This is a genomic window from Variovorax paradoxus, assembly GCF_040544635.1.
Lineage (GTDB): Bacteria > Pseudomonadota > Gammaproteobacteria > Burkholderiales > Burkholderiaceae_C > Variovorax > Variovorax paradoxus_R.
In genome coordinates this window covers 1-17499 of sequence record NZ_JBEPKJ010000014.1, presented here as the reverse complement: position 1 = coordinate 17499, position 17499 = coordinate 1, and the positions used below count along the sequence as shown (strand labels likewise).

At 65.2% G+C, this 17499-nt stretch carries 22 protein-coding genes and 1 tRNA gene; 5 read left to right on the top strand and 18 right to left on the bottom strand.

Features of this window, described 5'->3' with window-relative positions; genetic code table 11:
- Positions 1-6: 6 nt before the first annotated feature.
- The 3 genes from ABIC94_RS21975 to ABIC94_RS21965 form a co-directional block, all read right to left on the bottom strand.
- Positions 7-591, bottom strand: a complete 585-nt coding sequence (locus ABIC94_RS21975) for an A24 family peptidase (protein WP_354375102.1) — start codon at positions 589-591, stop codon at positions 7-9.
- Between the two features lie 37 nt (positions 592-628).
- Entirely contained in the window at positions 629-775 is a 147-nt protein-coding gene (locus ABIC94_RS21970; protein ID WP_354375101.1) for a hypothetical protein, read from the bottom strand.
- Positions 776-1046: 271 nt separating this feature from the next.
- Positions 1047-1757: an SDR family NAD(P)-dependent oxidoreductase gene (locus tag ABIC94_RS21965; RefSeq protein ID WP_354375100.1), complete on the bottom strand. Its 711-nt coding sequence runs from the start codon at positions 1755-1757 to the stop codon at positions 1047-1049.
- Between the two features lie 141 nt (positions 1758-1898).
- On the opposite strand from ABIC94_RS21965, the gene ABIC94_RS21960 reads away from it, so the two are divergent.
- A tRNA-Lys gene (locus tag ABIC94_RS21960) sits at positions 1899-1974 on the top strand.
- A gap of 157 nt (positions 1975-2131) precedes the next feature.
- On the opposite strand, the gene ABIC94_RS21955 is transcribed toward ABIC94_RS21960, so the two are convergent.
- Entirely contained in the window at positions 2132-2569 is a 438-nt protein-coding gene (locus ABIC94_RS21955; protein ID WP_354375099.1) for a hypothetical protein, read from the bottom strand.
- Between the two features lie 307 nt (positions 2570-2876).
- Between ABIC94_RS21955 and ABIC94_RS21950 the strand changes: the two genes are divergently transcribed.
- Both ABIC94_RS21950 and ABIC94_RS21945 read left to right on the top strand, forming a co-directional pair.
- Positions 2877-3152 carry a hypothetical protein gene (locus ABIC94_RS21950; RefSeq protein WP_354375098.1) on the top strand — a complete coding sequence of 92 codons (276 nt, stop codon included), beginning with the start codon at positions 2877-2879 and terminating at the stop codon, positions 3150-3152.
- 101 nt (positions 3153-3253) lie between these two features.
- Positions 3254-3547, top strand: coding sequence for a hypothetical protein (locus ABIC94_RS21945; protein ID WP_354375097.1), 294 nt, complete (start codon positions 3254-3256; stop codon positions 3545-3547).
- A gap of 17 nt (positions 3548-3564) precedes the next feature.
- Here the strand turns inward: ABIC94_RS21945 and ABIC94_RS21940 are convergent, their stop codons facing one another.
- Together ABIC94_RS21940 and ABIC94_RS21935 are read right to left on the bottom strand one after the other, a co-directional pair.
- Entirely contained in the window at positions 3565-3702 is a 138-nt protein-coding gene (locus tag ABIC94_RS21940; RefSeq protein WP_354375096.1) for a hypothetical protein, read from the bottom strand.
- A 40-nt stretch (positions 3703-3742) separates the two neighbouring features.
- Positions 3743-4141 carry a hypothetical protein gene (locus tag ABIC94_RS21935; protein ID WP_354375095.1) on the bottom strand — a complete coding sequence of 133 codons (399 nt, stop codon included), beginning with the start codon at positions 4139-4141 and terminating at the stop codon, positions 3743-3745.
- 270 nt (positions 4142-4411) lie between these two features.
- On the opposite strand from ABIC94_RS21935, the gene ABIC94_RS21930 reads away from it, so the two are divergent.
- Complete coding sequence (locus ABIC94_RS21930) at positions 4412-4591, top strand: hypothetical protein (protein ID WP_354375094.1); 180 nt, start codon at positions 4412-4414, stop codon at positions 4589-4591.
- Positions 4592-4627: 36 nt separating this feature from the next.
- Here ABIC94_RS21930 and ABIC94_RS21925 read toward each other — a convergent pair whose 3' ends face one another.
- On the bottom strand, positions 4628-4846 hold the full coding sequence (locus ABIC94_RS21925) for a short-chain dehydrogenase (RefSeq protein ID WP_354375093.1): 219 nt from the start codon (positions 4844-4846) through the stop codon (positions 4628-4630).
- Positions 4847-5507: 661 nt separating this feature from the next.
- Here ABIC94_RS21925 and ABIC94_RS21920 point away from each other — a divergent pair.
- Positions 5508-5897, top strand: coding sequence for a hypothetical protein (locus ABIC94_RS21920; RefSeq protein ID WP_354375092.1), 390 nt, complete (start codon positions 5508-5510; stop codon positions 5895-5897).
- A 10-nt stretch (positions 5898-5907) separates the two neighbouring features.
- Here ABIC94_RS21920 and ABIC94_RS21915 read toward each other — a convergent pair whose 3' ends face one another.
- From ABIC94_RS21915 to ABIC94_RS21865, 11 genes are all read right to left on the bottom strand, one after another.
- Complete coding sequence (locus ABIC94_RS21915; RefSeq protein ID WP_354375091.1) at positions 5908-6366, bottom strand: acyl-CoA thioesterase; 459 nt, start codon at positions 6364-6366, stop codon at positions 5908-5910.
- The gene (locus ABIC94_RS21910) at positions 6366-6893 is read right to left on the bottom strand and encodes a MarR family winged helix-turn-helix transcriptional regulator (protein ID WP_354375090.1); all 528 of its coding nucleotides are present in this window, start codon (positions 6891-6893) and stop codon (positions 6366-6368) included. The genes ABIC94_RS21915 and ABIC94_RS21910 overlap by 1 nt, the downstream gene beginning before the upstream one ends.
- Positions 6893-7669 (bottom strand): SDR family NAD(P)-dependent oxidoreductase, encoded by a 777-nt coding sequence (locus tag ABIC94_RS21905; RefSeq protein WP_354375088.1) that lies wholly within the window; start codon positions 7667-7669, stop codon positions 6893-6895. The genes ABIC94_RS21910 and ABIC94_RS21905 overlap by 1 nt, the downstream gene beginning before the upstream one ends.
- 96 nt (positions 7670-7765) lie before the next feature.
- The gene (locus tag ABIC94_RS21900) at positions 7766-9382 is read right to left on the bottom strand and encodes an ATP-dependent acyl-CoA ligase (protein WP_354375087.1); all 1617 of its coding nucleotides are present in this window, start codon (positions 9380-9382) and stop codon (positions 7766-7768) included.
- A complete protein-coding gene (locus tag ABIC94_RS21895; protein ID WP_354375086.1) occupies positions 9372-10103 on the bottom strand; it encodes an ABC transporter ATP-binding protein in 732 nt (243 codons plus the stop codon). Before ABIC94_RS21895 ends, ABIC94_RS21900 begins: the two co-directional genes overlap by 11 nt.
- Entirely contained in the window at positions 10100-11887 is a 1788-nt protein-coding gene (locus ABIC94_RS21890) for a branched-chain amino acid ABC transporter ATP-binding protein/permease (RefSeq protein ID WP_354375085.1), read from the bottom strand. The genes ABIC94_RS21895 and ABIC94_RS21890 overlap by 4 nt, the downstream gene beginning before the upstream one ends.
- Entirely contained in the window at positions 11884-12939 is a 1056-nt protein-coding gene (locus tag ABIC94_RS21885) for a branched-chain amino acid ABC transporter permease (protein WP_354375084.1), read from the bottom strand. Before ABIC94_RS21885 ends, ABIC94_RS21890 begins: the two co-directional genes overlap by 4 nt.
- Positions 12940-13006: 67 nt before the next feature.
- Positions 13007-14170 (bottom strand): ABC transporter substrate-binding protein, encoded by a 1164-nt coding sequence (locus ABIC94_RS21880; RefSeq protein WP_354375083.1) that lies wholly within the window; start codon positions 14168-14170, stop codon positions 13007-13009.
- Between the two features lie 40 nt (positions 14171-14210).
- Positions 14211-14678, bottom strand: a complete 468-nt coding sequence (locus ABIC94_RS21875; protein WP_354375082.1) for an aromatic-ring-hydroxylating dioxygenase subunit beta — start codon at positions 14676-14678, stop codon at positions 14211-14213.
- Positions 14675-16000, bottom strand: a complete 1326-nt coding sequence (locus ABIC94_RS21870; RefSeq protein ID WP_354375081.1) for an aromatic ring-hydroxylating dioxygenase subunit alpha — start codon at positions 15998-16000, stop codon at positions 14675-14677. The genes ABIC94_RS21875 and ABIC94_RS21870 overlap by 4 nt, the downstream gene beginning before the upstream one ends.
- A gap of 36 nt (positions 16001-16036) precedes the next feature.
- Positions 16037-17182, bottom strand: coding sequence for an ABC transporter substrate-binding protein (locus ABIC94_RS21865; RefSeq protein WP_354375079.1), 1146 nt, complete (start codon positions 17180-17182; stop codon positions 16037-16039).
- Positions 17183-17499: the final 317 nt, after the last annotated feature.

Below are 17499 nucleotides of genomic sequence, written 5' to 3'. Positions count from 1 at the left end.
AAAGGGCTAGACGTAGCCCAACTGGTGCGCCAGGACTTGTGCAACCGTCCCCGCGCAGATGCAAACGCCGTAAGGCAGCTTTCCTATGGATTGCCTCGCGTCGATCGTTCCGGACGGCCGCACGCCGGCGATGCCCGACACCGCGATGCCTTGCGCGGCGGCCCTGACGTTGGCCAGCATGTGGCCGAGGCGGCGGCGATGAATGGCAAAGACGATGGCCGCCACACCGCCGGCAATGCACGTGAAGAGGATGGCCTGCAGCGTTTGATAAGGCCCGAGAAAGGCGCCGACCATCGCCATCAGCTTGACGTCGCCCGCACCCATGATTCCGAGGGCGTAGAACGGCAGCATGATCACCAGGCCCGTGCCCCACCCGCCCAGCGCAAGCGCCGCACCTGACAGCGGTGTGCGCGCGGCTAACGTTCCGTAGATCAGCGCGAAAGCCATGCCGCCGAACGTCAGCCAGTTGGGAATGCGATAGAAGCGCCAGTCGCTGACGGCGGCCATCAACAGCAGAACGAAGAGCCCGCCCATGCGGAAGTCCGATGCCAGCATCGTCAGCAGATCGAGGAAAGCGCCGAAATCCTTCATGGTGCGTGTGCTCCGTAGGGGTGGATTTGTTGCGTCTTCAGGCGCTGCGCCGCACTGCAAGCAGCAGGAGCAGACACACCACCAGCACGAGCGCACCAATGAGCGCAAACTCCATGAACGACATGCCCGCGTCTTCCCGCAGCAGGTTCGTGAAGCTTCTTGGCAGCAGTTCGATCGGTTCCATGCGTATTCCCCAGTGAGGTAGCCAACCGGCGCCGCTTGTCGCCCGAGCCGGACCAAAGCGTTTTGCCGTGGAGTCACTGTAGAAATTGCGCCGCATGCACACATGAGCGATGCGCCCCTTCTGAAGGGAGACAAGCGCCCCGCCCCCGCCGGCTGCAACCATGACAAAGCGCCTGCCTGAAACGGGGCGCGTGCCGTTGCTTCGGCGGAAAGCAAAACGCCCTGGCGTTGCGCCAGGGCGTTGGTCTGTTTTCTAGCTCAAATGCCGAACATCAGGTGTCGAGCGTGAGGTGCTGGCCGTGCAGCGCCGCAGCCGCCGAAGACGCAAGAAAGCCGATGGTCTGCGCAGCGACCGCAGTCGACACCCATTCCGCAGGATTCGCGTCAGGCATGGCTTGCCGGTTGGCCGGCGTGTCGAGCACGCTGGGCGCCACGCTGTTGACCGCCACGCCATGCGGCGCCGCTTCCGCCGCCATGGCTTCCACCAACCGCTGCAGCGCGCTCTTCGATGCGATGTACGCAGCCATGGCAGGCAGGCCGCGCGCCGCCACCTTGGCGGTTACCGCGACGATGCGCCCGGCGCCGCGCTCGATCATCGAAGGCAGCACCGCCTGCGTGACCGCGACGAAAGACCAGGCATTGAGATTCATCATCCGGTCCCAGCTTGCGCGCGTGAGTGCGTGCGTTGCCTCGCCCATCTCGAAGCCGCCGGCAATGTGAACCAGCGCATCGATGCGGCCGAAAGCCTTGAGCGCCTGGCCGGCCAGATCGGTCATCTCTGATGGCGAGGTCACGTCGCCCGCAAGCAGCAGGTGCCGCGAATTGTCCAGGCCCGGAAAGACCTCGGTCAGGCGGTCTGCATGGTGATCGATCAGCGCGAGACGCGCACCCTGGTCGAGAAAGTGCTGGGCCACCGCGCGGCCCAGCGCGCCTGCGGCTCCGGTGATCACGACATGAGGCATGTCGATGATTGTGTCGGTCATGGAAGCTCTCCTGGTTGAGGGCCGCCAGGGCCCGTCGATGATGACGAATCCTACCGCCGCCCCGTACAAAATCGTTGAGCCCAGGAATTTTTACGCTATACTTGCGGTCTTGCCTAAAAACGCACAACGTTTTGAGCGCAAGGGCTCTTAGCTCAGTTGGTAGAGCAGCGGACTCTTAATCCGTAGGTCGAGTGTTCGAGTCACTCAGGGCCCACCACCAACAAGCGCAGTAATGCTGGAAAGCCCGCTATCGACCTGATAGTGGGCTTTTTTCATTGGGCTTCGGAAATGGAAGCACCACAACGAAGAGACGGCAAAAGGCGTTCCTGGCGGGAGCGCATCTCCCAGCCCGAACGAGACAAAGTTCAGGGCGTTCAGTGTGGAATCGGTCCGCCATCCGTTAGCCCCGCCGATCCGGCAGCAGCATCGGGAGATAAAGGCGAACTCCAATTCTTTGAGGCGGCGCTTCGGCGCCGCTGGCGTGTTGCGCGATCCACCGCGGCCTGCAGCGATCTCAGGCGCTCGGTCACACGGTTGATCTCTCCGGCAAGACCGAACGCCTTGGGAGAATGGCTGTCTTGCGTCAAAGCAGCAGTCCGGTCCAACGGCGCCATGCGCGCATCCGGACTTGTCAGGTCGACAAACCTGGCGACGCTCGCCGCGACTTTTTGTGCGACGGCCTCCAAGGATTGCATTGCCTCCGCCAGTTCCGTATCCCGCTTGGTCATCTGCTCTTTGATGATGGCGGCAAAGGTCGCCTCTGGCGGCGCATCCATGTTGTGCGTGCGGCTCTTGTACGTTCCGTGATCCATGCTTTTTGCTCCTGGTGGCGCGGCGGGTCGACGCCCTATCCGTCGGCTCTGGGGGCCCGCATGGGACAACTCCGCCGATGAAGCCGCTCGATAGAGCCAACAGGCCGCCATTGTGGGATTCGCCCGCGTCACGGCATAGCGTTTCGGTACCTGCTCGGCGGCGCACAGGCGGCAAAATGTGATGTATTTGGCGAAACTGGTTTTAAACAATAAGCAATTGGGTGCAACAAGTCACCTTCAGATACATTCCGCGAACCAAAAATAGCCGGCATTTTTGGCACAGCAAGGGCCGGCATCGGAGGTTCGAATGCCACTCTTGTTCTTGATGAGGCTTCTGCACACGCCGCTTCCTGTGCGGGTCGTCCTGCCAGAAGAAATCCGGAATGTCTCGGTGCTGTTGGCCACAGGTTTGATCCGGGCTGAAATCGCGGCGCTCAAGCCCACCGGCCCCTACGCTGCATCGCGGATGGCGACGGTGACCGGCATTACCAGTGAGGGCCTCGCCGAGATCGCGAAAATGGGTGACCTGCCCACGTTCGTGAAGACCTCCATGCAACTCGCCCGAGGCTTGCGATTGATGTGACAGCCCCTTAAATGGGAGAAAGTCACATTTATTACCGGCGACCGCTGTACTGATGAGCCTCGCAAGGTGGAAGCTGCAAGCTTTCACCCGGGAGTCAAGCGATGCTCAATCAAGCCATCCACAACGCGACCGTCACATTGCAGTTGCCGCTCCACATGAGCGCCAGCGCTGAAATCGAAGCGCTTCGATCCGCGGGTATTCCCATCGACGAGCTGGGCAACGCGACATCCGGCTATCTGTTCGTGCGGACCACGGGACGCGGCGACCACCAGACAAACATCTTTCGATGGTTTGCCACCAGCATCGGCAGGACGCCTGTCAGTGCGAGTGCGAGCACTGCGATGCAGGTGCCTGCTGCGCCGAGCAGGGCCGTTGCCCCGGCGTGGTGTGATTGATGGGTACTGGACCTCTGTCAATCGTTGTTGCGTTCGCACCGGCGTGAGTTGACGAGGCAGCCCGCGTAGTCGGGGTCGTGCTTGAGCAAGAACATCGCACGCGCGGCCACCGCGGTGTCTGCGAAGTCGCAGAACAAGCCGTGGAATGCCGGCATCGTAGGAGGCGAGATACTACGCCGGCTACGCCCATTTTGATCAACCCGCCAACCACTCCTCGACAAAGCGCGCCAGCAACTCGCGCCTCTCGCTCACCTCCGCAAGCAGATACTGCCGCGCATGTTCCTGGGCCAATTGGCTGGACAAGAACCATTGCTTGCGTGCCTGGTCGCCCTGCGGGGGCGGCGTGCCCCACACGGCGCTCTCGCCCAGAAAGGCCTCGGTAACGGGCAGGCGCCCGTCGGTTCGGCCCAGGTCCGACAGCGGGTTGCGCGGACCACCGAGCTCGATGCGGACATGAACAACATCGCCTTCCACCGCGATGGACGCGCCCAGGCCACCCGCCCGGTGCACCTGCCACAGTTGTTCGGCGGAAGCATGGCGGACCCAGCTTTCCAACGCCCGCTTCAGGCTTTCACAGATGATTTCTTTGCTCATACGGCACTATTTCACACTTTTCTCAAGTGATTTCCCCGCCCTTCGCCCCGACTCGCTCAGATGAGTTGTTCGGCGTGGCATCTTGCGGTTTGCTGTCATGCATCGCAAAAAAAGAACAAGAACTCCGACGATAGGGGCACATAAGGTCGAAGCTCAAGCTCGTTGCACCCGCCATGGCGGGTATTTTTTTGTCCCGCCTCCCCCAACCGGGATTCTCCGAATGAACCGGAAAGGCCACCGACTTTGCGGGCTGAGCTATATTTCCTCCTCATGGAAAAGGCTTCCGACTTTGGCAAACCCACTGTTCCCATCGACCTGATAGGTCCGGAACACTGGACCCGCTCGAGACGCCGCGGCGGTCGCGCCACCAAGGTGATCTGCCTGATCGTCGGGGGCCTTGCAACTGCCGGGATCATCGTCTACGGCGTTTTTGGCGGCTTCAGCCGCTGAGCGAGTGCCGCGACGCGGCACGCACAAGAAAACACACTACCACTCGCCGATCTTGCGCACGCGCTGATCGAGGTCGAGATCGAGGCACTCAAGACTGCAATCCAGCCGCGCGAGCGAAGGCTCGGGCGCAGCCTGCCTCGCCTGATGAGCCCTCGGGCCAAAGCCGAAGCGCTCCGCAATGGCCAGCACCATGCGCTGGCGAGCCTGTACCGGGCGAACGGTGATCATCCGGATCGGGGTGTTGCGCTTGCGCATGGAGGCTCCTTCGCTGGTTGCGTGCGTGACTCGGCCGTTGTCGTCGTCGAATGTCCGGTTACGGGTTCCGGCGCCGCCCAATCTTTGCGGCCGGTTTCCACGGGAGGGCCATCTGCATGGCCCGGTCCCGCTCGGGTATGGCTTTGTTCATTTCGGTTGTGTCCTCGCGCGACGGACAGCACGCAAGTGCTGCCCCGTACGACGTCGCCGCACAGGAACGGTCCACTTTCCTGCACATCCCGCCAGACCGTCTACGCGGCTGAAAACTGGCGGTGTGGCGAAGGCACACCCGAAATGGCAAAAGCCGAAGAAGACGAAAAACAAAAAGGCCCGGAACCTTGCGGTGTCCGGGCCTCTGGTGAAGAGAGCTTGGGAGGTGCGCTCTACGCGCAACCTCCGCCCGGCGGCATGTGACCTTTGAACGCGACGACAGCGCGCATGAGCGATCGGCCCGAAGCGGGTCGAATGCTGGTGATGCGCGGTGCGGTGGCGGTGTTCACGATGGTTCCTGGTCGAAGCTTTTTTTGCTTGTGCGGCTTGAGTGCCGGGGTTGAAAACGCTGCGGCCGAAACCGCGAATGAGCCGAACTGTAAATAGTGTTTACGGCAGCGTCAACAACCGGGACAATCTTTTCTCGTCTTCTTGTTGTTGTTTTCAAACAGTGCCCAATACCACCGTCGCGCGTCGCCGCAATGTTCTTGCGCTGCACCGCCGTTTTCTCGAAGGGGCCATTGCGGCCGGCCTGCCCGCCAAGGGACTGGACCAAGCCTTTGCCAAGAAGATAGAAATCTCCCCGAGCATGTGGAGCCAGATCAAGAGCTCCCGGCCCATCGGCGACAACCTGGCGCGGCAGATCGAGCGGCACTGCGAGGTGGAAGCCGGCTGGCTGGACAAGGAAGACCGTGTCTCCGAAGTGCCCGACGCGGCCGAAGAGCGCTTCGTTGCGGCCGCCCGCGAAGCCTGGCGCCAAGCCAACGCCAAGGGGAAGAAGGAACTCAGCGGCTGGCTCAAGCAGCGTGCGCGCACGCCGGGCGAAGAACCGCAGCCCTGATCTTTTTTCTTCAGACGGGCGAGGAAGGTGATTCGCGCAGGATGGCTGCGCGCAAGTCTTGCGGAATTTCCACGGCGCGATGGCTCTCGAGCGAAGTCGTCACGAGAACCTGCTTCACCTGCATGCGCAGTTCGCCGCTGTTCGGCTCGAAGCAGCGCAAGACGAGCGACATCGAGCGTGAGCCCAGCCGCTCCACCGAAAGGCCGAGCGCGACCTGGTCGCCCATGCGGCTCACCGCACGAAAGTCGGCTTCGAGCCGCACCGTGGGCAAGCCGATGCGCCGCTCGGAAATGAGCGCGTGGTAGTCGATGCCGAGCCCTTCGCTCACCCAGTCTTCCACCAGCCCGTTGAGCATCACGAAGTACTGCGGATAGAAGACGATGCCGGCCGGATCGCAGTCGGAAAAACGGATCATCCGCGGACGGCGGAACTCGGCCGGGGACGCTTCTGTTTCGCTGGCGCCGCTCATCAGCCCTCCTCGCCCGCGGGCTCGCTGCGCATCACGTGCACCCGCAGCTGGCCGAGTTGCGCGTGCATCTGCTTGACGGTTTTCATGTCGAGCCCCGAGAACATCTCGAGAATCCATTGCTCGTGCTCCTTGGCCATGGTCTCGAAGCTGGCGCGGCCCTTGGGGGTGAGGCTCACGATCCACGAACGGCGGTCGTCGGGGCTGTGCGCGCGGGCCACTACGCCGTCGCGCTCGAGCTCGTCCGTCAGGCCGGTGACGTTGCCGCCGGTCACCATCAGGTAGCGCGACAGCACGCGCATCTTCAGGCCTTCTTCATAGCGGTAGAGCTGCGCCATGTAGTCGAAGCGCGCCAGCGAAATGCCGAAGCGCTCGCGCAGCCGGCGCCGTATTTCGGCTTCGATCTGCGTGGTGCTTGCCAGCATGCGCAGCCACAGCTTGAGCATGGCGTGGTCTTCGCGGCCCGCTCGCGCCTCGTGGCCGAGTTCCTCTGCATCGCTGAGCGCGGCGTGCGAGGCATCGTTGCGCATCACATCACCTCCCCGCCCGAAACCGACACCGATTGCCCGGTGACGGACGCGGCACCCTCGCCGCAGAGCCAGCGAACCGTGTCGGCCACCTCGGCGGGCTGGACGATGCGCCGCTGCGGATTGACGCTGGAGAACTCGGCCAGCGCATCGGCTTCGCTGCGCCCGGTCTTGCCCACCACGTTGGCGACGCTCGCACGCAAGATGTCGGTATCGGTGTAGCCCGGGCACACCGCGTTCACCGTCACGCCCTTGCGCGCCACTTCGAGCGCGAGCGAGCGCGTGAGCCCGATCACACCGTGCTTGGCTGCCGCATAGGCCGCCACGTAGGCATAGCCTTTCTGGCCCGCGGTGCTTGCGATGTTCACGATACGGCCCCAGCCCGCGTCGAGCATGTCGGGCAGCGCTGCCTGTGCGCAGAGAAAGCTGCCCGTCAGATTGACGGACAGCATGCGCTGCCAGAGTTCGACCGAAGTCTTGAGAAAAGGCGCGCTCTCGGCTGCGCCAGCGTTGTTCACAAGAATCGCGATAGAGCCACGCTCAGCGCGAGCCTGCGCAAAGGCGGCCTGCACCGCTTGCGCGTCGGCCACATCGGCAGCGGCAACACCGTGGTCCTGGCCCGCGAGTGAAACGGCCACGCGCTGGAGTGCGGCGATGTCGCGCCCGAGCAGCGTCAGCGTCGCGCCTTCGGCGGCCAGGGTTCGGGCGATTTCGGCGCCGATGCCGCGCGCGGCGCCGGTCACCAGGGCATGGCGGCCGGTCAATGAATTTGCTTGCATACCTGAATTGTTTAGTTCTGAACGATTTTAGCGATTGTGACCCATCGCCTGTTCAGCACACGCACCCGCTCGACACGAGGGCTGACCGGGCACAAGTCATGCCGCCTTGGCCGTCGGACGCGCGGCCGGCCCGCGGTCCCAGGTCTGCGGGCCGACACCTCGCTCGCGCAGCTTGAACTTCTGCACCTTGCCGTTTTCGGTGCGCGGCAGGTCTGGCAGCACATCGATGTAGCGAGGCACCGCGAAGTAAGGCAAGCGGCTCTCGCAGAAACTCACCAGCTCCAGCGGATCGATGCGCTCGCCCTCGCGCGGCACCAGCGCGGCCATGACCTCGTCCTCGGCCAATTCGGAACGCACCGGGTACACCGCGCAGGAGGCTACGCAGCGGTGGCTCAGCAGCACCTGCTCGACCTCGAACGACGAAATGTTTTCGCCGCGCCTGCGAATCGCGTCCTTGATGCGGTCGACAAACCTAAAGGCGCCGTCGGCATCGCGCACCACGCGGTCACCGGTGTGAAACCAGAGATTGCGCCAGGCTTCGACCGTTTTCTCTGGCATGTTGAAGTAGCCGCTCGCGAAGGCATGGGGTTCGTCGGCGCGCAGCAGCAGTTCGCCGGCTGCTCCGGCGGGCAGCTCCACATCATCTTCATCGGCAACGCGCGCCTGGAAGCCGGGCCGCAGCCATCCCATGACGCCGCCGCGCGGCGAATCCGGCGCCGTGGCAATGGCAAAGTTGGTTTCGGTGGAGCCGTAGCCTTCGAGCAGGCGCACGCCGGTGCGCTCGAAAAAAGCCTTGCCCGCGGCGTCTGGCACGCCGGGGCCGAGCCCGGTGCGCACGCGGTGATGGCGCTCGCCCTCGCCCGCGGGTTGGGCGAGCAATATCGGCACCATGGCGCCCAGCAGGTAGACCACGGTGGCGCCGTTCGCGTGCATCGAAGGCCAGAAGCCCGACGCCGAGAAGCGCGTTTCGAAGACGACCTCGGCACCCGTGAGCGCAGCCTGCGCAAAGGTGTTGAGCGCATTGATGTGAAAGAGCGGCAGGGTCGTGCACAGCACGTCGTCCGCTCCCACGCCAAGCACCTCGGCGCTGTTCACGCCCCACCAGAAATACTGCGCGTGCGGGCAGACCACGCCCTTGGCCGGCCCCGTGGTGCCCGAGGTATACAGAATGGCCAGCGGATCTCCGGGCTGCACATCGGCCGGTGGAACAGCGGCACCGCCGTGCGGATACGCCAGCACGCGAACGCTGGCGGGCGCCTGCCACTCGGCAGGATTGCCCGCAGGCGCTTCACCGACGATCCAGATTTCCTTGAGCTTCGTCTGCGCCAGGTCCGCGGTCTGCAGGCGGTCCAGGAAACCGGCTTCGATGACCAACAGCTTCGCTTCGCTGTGCGCCAGGAAGTACCCGATCTGGGGCCCCATGGATGCGGTGTTGACGGGCACCGTCGAAGCCCCGAGCCAGCCGGCACCGAGAAAGGTTTCGAGAAACTCGATGCGATTGCCGCACATCACGGCGATGCGGTCTCCGCGCCCGACACCGGCTTGCGCCAGCGCTCCGGCGCGAATGCCCGCCGCTTCGGCCGCGTCGGCATGCGACCAGCGGCAACCCGCCATGCGCAGCAGCGGGCGCGCGCCGAACAAGGCCGACTGGCGCCGCAGCATCGCGGGCAGCGTGCGTTGGGCCGGTGGCACCGAGCGCGGCTCACTCGTCATCGTGCGTCCCTCCGCCAAGGTAGGTGGCCTGCACTCGCGGATCGCTGGCCAGTTCGGACGAAGCGCCCGAGAGCGCGATTTCGCCGGTTTCCAGCACGTAGCCGTGGTCTGAAGTCTCGAGCGCGGCGCGTGCGTTCTGCTCCACCAGCAGGATCGAAACCCCGTCTTCGCGCAGCTTGCGCACGATGGAAAGAATGTCGCGCACGATGAGCGGCGCAAGGCCCAGGCTCGGTTCGTCGAGCATCAGCAGGCGCGGAGCGGACATGAGCGCGCGGCCTACAGCGAGCATCTGCCGTTCACCGCCCGAGAGCGTGTCGGCGCGCTGAGAGCGGCGTTCGGCCAGGCGCGGAAAACGGTCGTACACCGATTGCAGCTGGCGCTTCATCGCATCGCTGCGCAGCCGCTTGGCATAAGCGCCGAGCTGCAGGTTGTCGAGCACGGTGAGTTCACCGAACAGTTCACGCTTCTCGGGCACGAGGCACAGGCCGCGCTCCACGCGCGCCTCCACGTCCAGCCCCTGCAGGTCTTCACCCTCGAAGCGGAGCTGGCCCTTGCAAGGCAGCAGGCCCATGGCGGCCGCGAGCAGCGTGGTCTTGCCCGCGCCGTTCGGGCCGATCACCGAGATGATCTGACCCGGCTGCAGGGCAAGCGACACACCGCGCACCGCTTCGACCTGCCCGTACGAAACGTGCAGGTCGCCAATCTCCAGCATTGCCGTCATACAACGCTCCCCAGGTAAGCCGCCTGCACGCGTTCGTCGGCACGCACCGCGGACGGGGCGCCCTCCACGAGCTTGGAGCCGAAGTTCATCACCACCAGCCGGTCCACCAGTTTCATCACAAAGTCCATGTCGTGTTCGACGATGAGGATGGTCACGCCCTCCTCGCGCAGCTTGCGCAGCAGGTCGCCGAGCGCCATCTTTTCCTTGCGGCGCAGGCCCGCTGCGGGCTCGTCGAGTACCAGCAGCACCGGGTCGGCAGCCAATGCGCGCGCAATTTCAAGGATGCGCTGCGTGCCCAGCGGCAGGCTGCCCGCGAGCTCATGCGCGCGGTCGCCCAGGCCGATGCGGTCGAGCTGGCGCTGCGCTTCCTGCAGGATCTGCCTTTCTTCCGTGCGGTCGAGCCGCAGGCCCGCCTTCACGATGCCCGAGCGCGTGCGCGAATGCGCGCCCAGCGCCACGTTGTCGAGCAGGCTCATGTGCGGCCGGAGCTTCACGTGCTGGAAGGTGCGCGCCAACCCGAGCCGCGCCACCTGTCGCTGCGGCATGCCCGCGATGTCGTGGTCGAGAAAGCGCACCTGCCCCGAGGTCATCGGCAGCGTGCAGGTCAGCAGGTTGAACATGGTCGACTTGCCCGCGCCGTTGGGTCCGATGAGCCCCACGATCTCGCCCGCATTCACTTCAAAGCTCACGTCGTTGACGGCCACCAGCCCGCCGAATCGCTTGACCGCCCCTTTCACCGAAAGCACCTGCGTGCCGCGCTGCGGCAGCTCGCGGTGCGGCAACGGCTCGACCGCGGGCGCTTCGTAGCGTGAAGCACCTTGGGTGCCGGCGCGGCGACGCGTCCAGCGCCGCAGCAGGCCCATGAGCCCGCCTCGCGCGAAGTGCAGCAAGAGAATGAAGAGCGTCGCGAAGGCCACGGCCTCCAGCTGCCCCGCGCGCTGCGTGAGCAGCGGCAGCACGTCTTGCAGGCCGTTCTTGAGCACCAGCACCAGTGCGGCACCCACCAGCGCACCCGCCAGCTGCCCGAGCCCGCCGGCCACCGCCATCAGCAGATACTCGATACTGGCGCGCACGTCGAACGGCGAAGGGCTCACGAAGCGATTCATGTGCGCATAGAGCCAGCCCGCCAGCCCGGCGAACAGCGCGGCTGTGACGAACAGCGTGAGCCGCACGCGATAGGCATCCGCGCCCACGCTCGCGAGCAGCGTAGCGCCACCGCGCAGCCCGCGAATCGCCCGCCCCGGCCGCGACTGCAGCAGGTTATGGCTGAACAGGCAGGCCAGCCCGACCACCACCCAGATCAGGTAATACATCGCACGCGGGTCGGCCAGCGACCAGCCCGCGATGCGCAGCGCCGGAATGTTCGACAGGCCCGTGTGGCGCCCGAGCGCATCGACGTTGCCGAACAGCATCGCGATCGACAGGCCCCAGGCGATGGTGCTCAGCGGCAGGAAGTGCCCCCCGAGCCGCAGCGTGAGCATGCCGATGGCGAGTGCCGACAAGCCCGTGAGCAGCAGCGCGAACAACAGCCCGATCCACGGCGACATGCCCTGCGCGGTCGTGAGCCATGCCGTCGCATAGGCCGCAATGCCGACGAAGGCCGCCTGGCCGAACGACGTGGCACCACCCACGCCGGTGAGCAGCACCAGCCCGAGCGCCACCAGCGCGCCAATGCCGATGTCGTTGAGCAGCGAGACGGTGAAGCTGCCCGCGACCACCGGCACCAGGGCCAGCGCGGCCACCACGGCGGCGATCCAGGTCATGCGTTTACGGTTGGCGTTCATTGCTCCACCTCGTCTTCTTCCTCTTCGGAATGCGCCGCCATGAAGGACCGCAGCATGAGCACCGGTATGAGCAGGCTGAACACGATCACGTCCTTCAGCGCCCCGCTCCAGAACGAGGCGAAGCTTTCCACCACGCCGACCGCGAGCGCGCCCACGGCTGTCATCGGGTAGCTCACGAGCCCGCCGATGATCGCGGCGACGAAGGCCTTCAGCCCGATGATGAAACCCGAGTCGTAGTACATGGTCGTCACCGGCGCGATGAGTACGCCGATGAGCCCCGCCAGCAGCGAGGCGCAGCCGTACGCCAGCAGCGCGGTGCGCACGGGGCGAATACCCACCAGCCGCGCGCCGACCCGGTTCACGGCCGTGGCGCGCAGCGCCTTGCCGGCCACCGTGCGCTCGAACACCAGGAAGAAGAGCCCGCTCAGCACGATGGCCGCTCCCACCATCAGCGCGACCTGGCCGCTGACCGTGAACCCGTCGCCCAGCGTGAACACGGCGCTGGTGAGCGGCGTGGTGCGCGAACCTTCGGGTCCGAAGAACAACAGGCCGAGACCGGAGAGCAAGAAGTGCAGCGCCAGCGACACGATCAGCAGCACGAGCACCGATGCATCGGCAATCGGCTGGAACACCACCCGCGCGAGCAGCGGCGCAATGGGCACCACCAGCAATACCGCCACCGCGATATGCACCGCGACCGGCACGCCGGGCCTCGCAGCAAGCCACGCCAGCACGCACGGAATGGCGGGCAGCACACCCCACATCAGCACCGCCTTCGGAATGCGCACGGCCTCGCCGCGCCGCAACAGGCTGCCGATTTCCGTCGCCAGCGCCAGCGCAGCGAGCACGGCGACCATGCCGATGGTCGGCGGGACGCGGCCGGTCTCGAAAGCCGCGAGCGACAAGGCCGCAAAGGCGGCGATGTCGCCGAACGGAACGAACACCACCCGCGTCACGGAAAAGATCAATACCAGCCCGAGCCCGGCCAGCAGATAGACGGCACCGTTGGCCAGGCCATCGGTGACGAGGATCAGCGCCACGTCCCATGTCATAGAAAAGCCCTTGGCAGTATCGTTGTCGTTGTCGTTGTCGTTGTCGTAGTCGTTGGCATGCGGCGGTTCAAGGTGCGAGCTTCCATTGGCCGTTGTCGAGCTTGACGATCACGCGGGCCCGTTCGTCCACGCCGTAGAGGCTGCCGGGCGTGAAGCTGTAGACACCGTGCGTGCCCACCACTTCCTTGGTGCTGAAGATGGCGTCGCGCAGCGCAACGCGAAACTCCGCCGTGCCCGGCTCGGCCTTCTTCATGGCGCGCGAGGCGGCATCGGCGAACACCAGCCAGCCGTCGAAGGAATAGGCCGAGAAGGCGTCGCTGGTGGGCGCGTTGTTGACCTTCTGGAATGCGGCACGGAAATCGATCGCAATCTTCTTGGTCGGATAGTTGTCAGGCAACTGCTCGGCCACGATCACCGGGCCGGTGGGCATCAACGCGTTCTGCCCGGAGGCAGCGACCACGCGCACGAAGTCGGGGTTGATGAGCCCGTGCTGGCCATACACGCCGCCCTTGTAGCCGCGCTCCTGCAGTGCGAGGAACGGCAACGCCCCCGGCGTGCCGGCGCCGCCGGTCATTACCGCATCAGGCCGCAGCGCGACGATCTTCAGCACCTGCCCGGTTACCGACGCATCGGCGCGTGCGTAGCGCTCGTTGCTCACCACCTTGATGCCGGCCTCGGGCGCGGCCTTCATGAGTGCGTTGTAGACCAGGTCGCCCCACGCATCGGTGAAACCGATGTAGCCGACCGTCTTCACGTTGTTGCGCTTCATGCGCTCGACCACCGCATCGATCATCAGCTGCGTGGGCTGCGCCACGGTGACGACCCAGGGGTTCTCGTTGGGATCGAGCAGGATGGGCGTGAGGCCGATCATCGGCACCTTGGCCTCCTTGCCGACCTGTGCCATGGCAATGGCGGCCGGCACGCCGGAGGTGCCCATGAGCAGGTCGACCTTGTCTTCCTCGATGAGCTTGCGTGCATTGCGCCCGGCTGTGGTCGGGTCGGAACCGTCGTCCAGCACGATGAGCTGCACCTTGCGGCCGTTGATCTCGGGCTTGTAGGCCAGCGCGGCCTGCATGCCCTTGGCGTACGGCACGCCCAGCGAGGAGTTCGGCCCCGACAGCGACACGCTCAGGCCGACCTTGAGATCGGCCGCCAGCGCGCTCGCAACACCACAGGCGGTCAGCGCCGCGGCGATGGCACCGCGCGTCAGGGTCAGCATCAGGCTCTTCATGTCGTAGCTCCAGTGAGGATGGTTGGAATGAACAGGTAACTCAGATGAACAACTGGATCGCCGGTAATGCACGTGCGGCATTGAGCAGGTCGACGCGCTTCTGGCGGATGGCCCAGCCCGAAGGTGTGCGCACGAGGTGGTGGCGCACGGTACCGCTCAGCAGGATTTGCGATTCACCCCGCGCCTCGATGTAGAGGAACGGCGTGCGCAGACGCACTTCGCCGCCGACTTCCTCCTCGATGCGCGACGGCTGCAGCACATGCTGGCTGTGGCTTGCGGGGTGCTGCGAATGCGCACGCGGGTTCTTGAGGCGGTCGACTCGCAGCTGCAGCAGCAGCCTGTCTTCGTAGGCCAGCGAGTTGTGCGAGAACGGATCGGCTTGAGCCGCACCGAGCAGCGGCACCCAGTAGTGGCCGTCTTCGGCGAAGAGTGCCAGCCAGTCGTCGAAGCGCCGCTCGTCGAGCAAGGCCGCTTCGCGGGCGACGAAATCGCGCGGGTCGCCGTTCATGCCGCGGTCTCCAAGCCCGCTGCCATCGACTTCGCCCAGGCTCGGAACTGATTGCGCATGAGCAATTCGTTCGTGCCGTTGGTGGTGATCGTCTCTTGTGTGCGCTCGGTCGCGTCGTAGTTGCGGTGCAGGCTCACCCACTCGTTGCCGCCGGCGCGCAGGCCCTGCTGGATGCTCTCGAACAGGTGCACATCGTCGTGCGCCACCACAGACATCGGCGAGAACACAAGCCGGTTGTAGCTCATCGCACGCTCGAACAGCAGCGCGGGCGCACCGGTCGCGCGAAAGCTCCAGGCCTCGATCAGCGTGCGGTCGGCGGCCAGCGGCCGGATCACGCGAATGGCCTGCGGCGAGCCCTTCACGGAAAGGCTCGGATAGAAAACCGAGTTCTGCGGCGAGCGCTGCAGGATGTCGGCCGCGCGTTCAACTCCGTGCGCGGCCTGCATCGCAGCCTCGTACTCGGGCAGCTGCGCGTAGTTGGAGTGGATGCTGAAGTTCACGCCCAGCACGCTGTGCCCGTTCGCGAACACCCGGCCGCCCATCTTGTCGAAGAATTCGTAGCCCGACCCGAAGGGCAGGATCTGCTCCATTGCCATCGGCTTGGGGTCGGTGGGTGCGTGGCCTTCCCACAGCGCCTCGGCCGCCTTGGTGGCCGACTCGTGCGTCGACATCGGATGCACCGTGTCATTGATGTTCTCGAGGTACATCTTCCAGTTGCAGTGGACGATGTTACGCAGCACGCCGCCGCCCACGGTGAGCTTGCCTTCGGGCGAGCGGTCGACCATGTTGTCGATGGCGCCGAGCACCTCGCCGAAATACGCTTCGAACGAAGGACCGGATTCGGAAAGGCGCACGAAAACGAAGTCGCGGTAGACCTTCACGTTCTTCACCACCGAGAGCCCCTTCCCCGACTCGCACGCCCTGAGCTGCGTGCCCTCATAGCCGGCCTTCAGCGGCACGCCGAGCGGCGCGCCATCGAGCTTGTAGGTCCACGCGTGGTACGGGCAGCGGAAGAAGCGGCCGGTGTTGCCGCTTTCGTCCGTCACCAGTTGCGTGCCCTTGTGGGCGCAGCGGTTGTAGAGCGCGTGCACCGCGCCGTCGGGCTGCCGCACCATCAGGAGCGGCCGGCCCGCGACTTCCTGTGTCACGAAATCGCCCGCCTCCGGCACCTGGCTCGCATGCCCGAGGAAGACCCAGGTGTTCGCGAACAGGCGTTCCTGCTCGAGCGTAAAGATCTCCTCGCTCAGGTACAGGTCGCGGTGCACGCGATCGTCCTGCACCAGGGCGGCGATGCGGTCGGGATGATGGCGGTAGCTGGTCATCGGGTTGGGCTCGGTCGGCCTTGGTTCACAGCGCGCTCAGGGCACGAGCTTCCATTGCCCTTTTTCCATGCGCACGATCACCACGCCGCGCTGGTCGGAGCCGTAGCGGTCGTCGGGCTTGAAGGTGTAAATGCCGTGCGTGCCCACCAACTCCTTCGTGCTCACGATGGCGTCGCGCAGCGCCGTGCGGTACTGCGGCGTGCCCGGCTCGCCCTTGGTGCGCGAGGCGGCGTCGGCGAGCAGCAGGTAGGCGTCGTAGGTGTAGGAGGAGAAGGCATCGGTCGGTACCGCGCCGTTCACCTTCTGGTAGGCGTTGCGAAAGCCCATCGACACCTTCTTGATGGGGTTGCTGTCGGGCAGCTGGTCCGCCACCAGCACGGGGCCGCTGGGCACTTGAAGGCCCTCGATGGACGCACCGCCGACGCGCACGAAGTCTGCGTTTATGAGCCCGTGCGTGCCGTAGATCCTGCCCTTGTAGCCGCGCTCGGCGAGTGCGATGTAGGGCAGCGCGCCGGGCGTTCCGGAGTTGCCTGCAAATACCGCGTCGGGCCGGGCAGCGACGATCTTCAAGATCTGCCCCGCCACCGACGAATCGCTGCGCGCATAGCGCTCGTTCGCCACCACCTTGATGCCGGCCTTGTCGGCGCTCTTCATCAGCGAGTCATAGGCCAGGTCGCCCAGCGCGTCGGAAAATCCGATGAAGGCCACCGTCTTCACGCCGGACTTCTGCATGCGGTCCACCACGCCCGCGACCATGAGCGGGAATGGCTGCGACACGGTCACGGTCCACGCGCCCTCGGGGCCGGCGATGGTCACCGGCGTGGGCGAGATCAGCGGCGTGTTGAGTTCGCGCGCCACCGAGGCAATGGCCATCGCGCCGGGCACGCCCGAGGTGCCGATGAGCACATCGACTTTGTCTTCCGTCACCAGCTTGCGGGCGTTTCGGCCGGCGGTTGTGGGGTCTGAGGCGTCGTCGAGCACGATCAGCTGGACCTTGCGCCCGCCGATTTCCGGATGCTCGGCGATGGCTGCGCGAATGCCCTTTTCGTAGGGCACGCCGAGCGCGGCCACCGGACCCGAGAGGGAGCTGATGAAGCCGATCTTGAGATCGGCCGCTATGGCTTGTGCGGATGCGAGTGCCACTGCCGTGAGACCCAGGACTCGAATCAGATTCTGTTTCATCGAAGTTTCTCCAGCTTGTGCTGTGTTGCGGGTTGCTCGCGTTTGGGATGCTGTTGTTCAGGGCGCTTTTGTTCAGGGCGCTTTTGTTCAGGGCGCGTGCACAGGCCACCGGGTACTCCCCTCCGCGAATGTCCCCCGGCTTCGCCTCCTCCTTTATTTCGCTGCGGGGAGCACCCGATGCCCTGTGCACCAGGGCACGCTGCTGGTGTACGGCTAATCAATGACCGCTCTGAATAACGCTCCCGCTGATGGGGTGCCTTGCGCAGCGAAATAAAGGAGGAGGCCGCAGGCCGGGGGACATTCGCGGAGCAAGGTAC

Excerpts from the sequence above, each read along its gene's own strand:
- ABIC94_RS21865 (WP_354375079.1), bottom strand. The coding sequence starts at position 17,182 with ATGAAACAGAATCTGATTCGAGTCCTGGGTCTCACGGCAGTGGCACTC.
- ABIC94_RS21880 (WP_354375083.1), bottom strand. The coding sequence starts at position 14,170 with ATGAAGAGCCTGATGCTGACCCTGACGCGCGGTGCCATCGCCGCGGCG.
- ABIC94_RS21930 (WP_354375094.1), top strand. The coding sequence starts at position 4,412 with ATGGAAAAGGCTTCCGACTTTGGCAAACCCACTGTTCCCATCGACCTG.
- ABIC94_RS21970 (WP_354375101.1), bottom strand. The coding sequence starts at position 775 with ATGGAACCGATCGAACTGCTGCCAAGAAGCTTCACGAACCTGCTGCGG.
- ABIC94_RS21905 (WP_354375088.1), bottom strand. The coding sequence starts at position 7,669 with ATGCAAGCAAATTCATTGACCGGCCGCCATGCCCTGGTGACCGGCGCC.
- ABIC94_RS21950 (WP_354375098.1), top strand. The coding sequence starts at position 2,877 with ATGCCACTCTTGTTCTTGATGAGGCTTCTGCACACGCCGCTTCCTGTG.
- ABIC94_RS21910 (WP_354375090.1), bottom strand. The coding sequence starts at position 6,893 with ATGCGCAACGATGCCTCGCACGCCGCGCTCAGCGATGCAGAGGAACTC.
- ABIC94_RS21870 (WP_354375081.1), bottom strand. The coding sequence starts at position 16,000 with ATGACCAGCTACCGCCATCATCCCGACCGCATCGCCGCCCTGGTGCAG.
- ABIC94_RS21945 (WP_354375097.1), top strand. The coding sequence starts at position 3,254 with ATGCTCAATCAAGCCATCCACAACGCGACCGTCACATTGCAGTTGCCG.
- ABIC94_RS21890 (WP_354375085.1), bottom strand. The coding sequence starts at position 11,887 with ATGAACGCCAACCGTAAACGCATGACCTGGATCGCCGCCGTGGTGGCC.
- ABIC94_RS21900 (WP_354375087.1), bottom strand. The coding sequence starts at position 9,382 with ATGACGAGTGAGCCGCGCTCGGTGCCACCGGCCCAACGCACGCTGCCC.
- ABIC94_RS21875 (WP_354375082.1), bottom strand. The coding sequence starts at position 14,678 with ATGAACGGCGACCCGCGCGATTTCGTCGCCCGCGAAGCGGCCTTGCTC.
- ABIC94_RS21915 (WP_354375091.1), bottom strand. The coding sequence starts at position 6,366 with ATGAGCGGCGCCAGCGAAACAGAAGCGTCCCCGGCCGAGTTCCGCCGT.
- ABIC94_RS21925 (WP_354375093.1), bottom strand. The coding sequence starts at position 4,846 with ATGCGCAAGCGCAACACCCCGATCCGGATGATCACCGTTCGCCCGGTA.
- ABIC94_RS21955 (WP_354375099.1), bottom strand. The coding sequence starts at position 2,569 with ATGGATCACGGAACGTACAAGAGCCGCACGCACAACATGGATGCGCCG.
- ABIC94_RS21935 (WP_354375095.1), bottom strand. The coding sequence starts at position 4,141 with ATGAGCAAAGAAATCATCTGTGAAAGCCTGAAGCGGGCGTTGGAAAGC.
- ABIC94_RS21885 (WP_354375084.1), bottom strand. The coding sequence starts at position 12,939 with ATGACATGGGACGTGGCGCTGATCCTCGTCACCGATGGCCTGGCCAAC.
- ABIC94_RS21940 (WP_354375096.1), bottom strand. The coding sequence starts at position 3,702 with ATGCCGGCATTCCACGGCTTGTTCTGCGACTTCGCAGACACCGCGGTG.
- ABIC94_RS21965 (WP_354375100.1), bottom strand. The coding sequence starts at position 1,757 with ATGACCGACACAATCATCGACATGCCTCATGTCGTGATCACCGGAGCC.
- ABIC94_RS21975 (WP_354375102.1), bottom strand. The coding sequence starts at position 591 with ATGAAGGATTTCGGCGCTTTCCTCGATCTGCTGACGATGCTGGCATCG.
- ABIC94_RS21895 (WP_354375086.1), bottom strand. The coding sequence starts at position 10,103 with ATGACGGCAATGCTGGAGATTGGCGACCTGCACGTTTCGTACGGGCAG.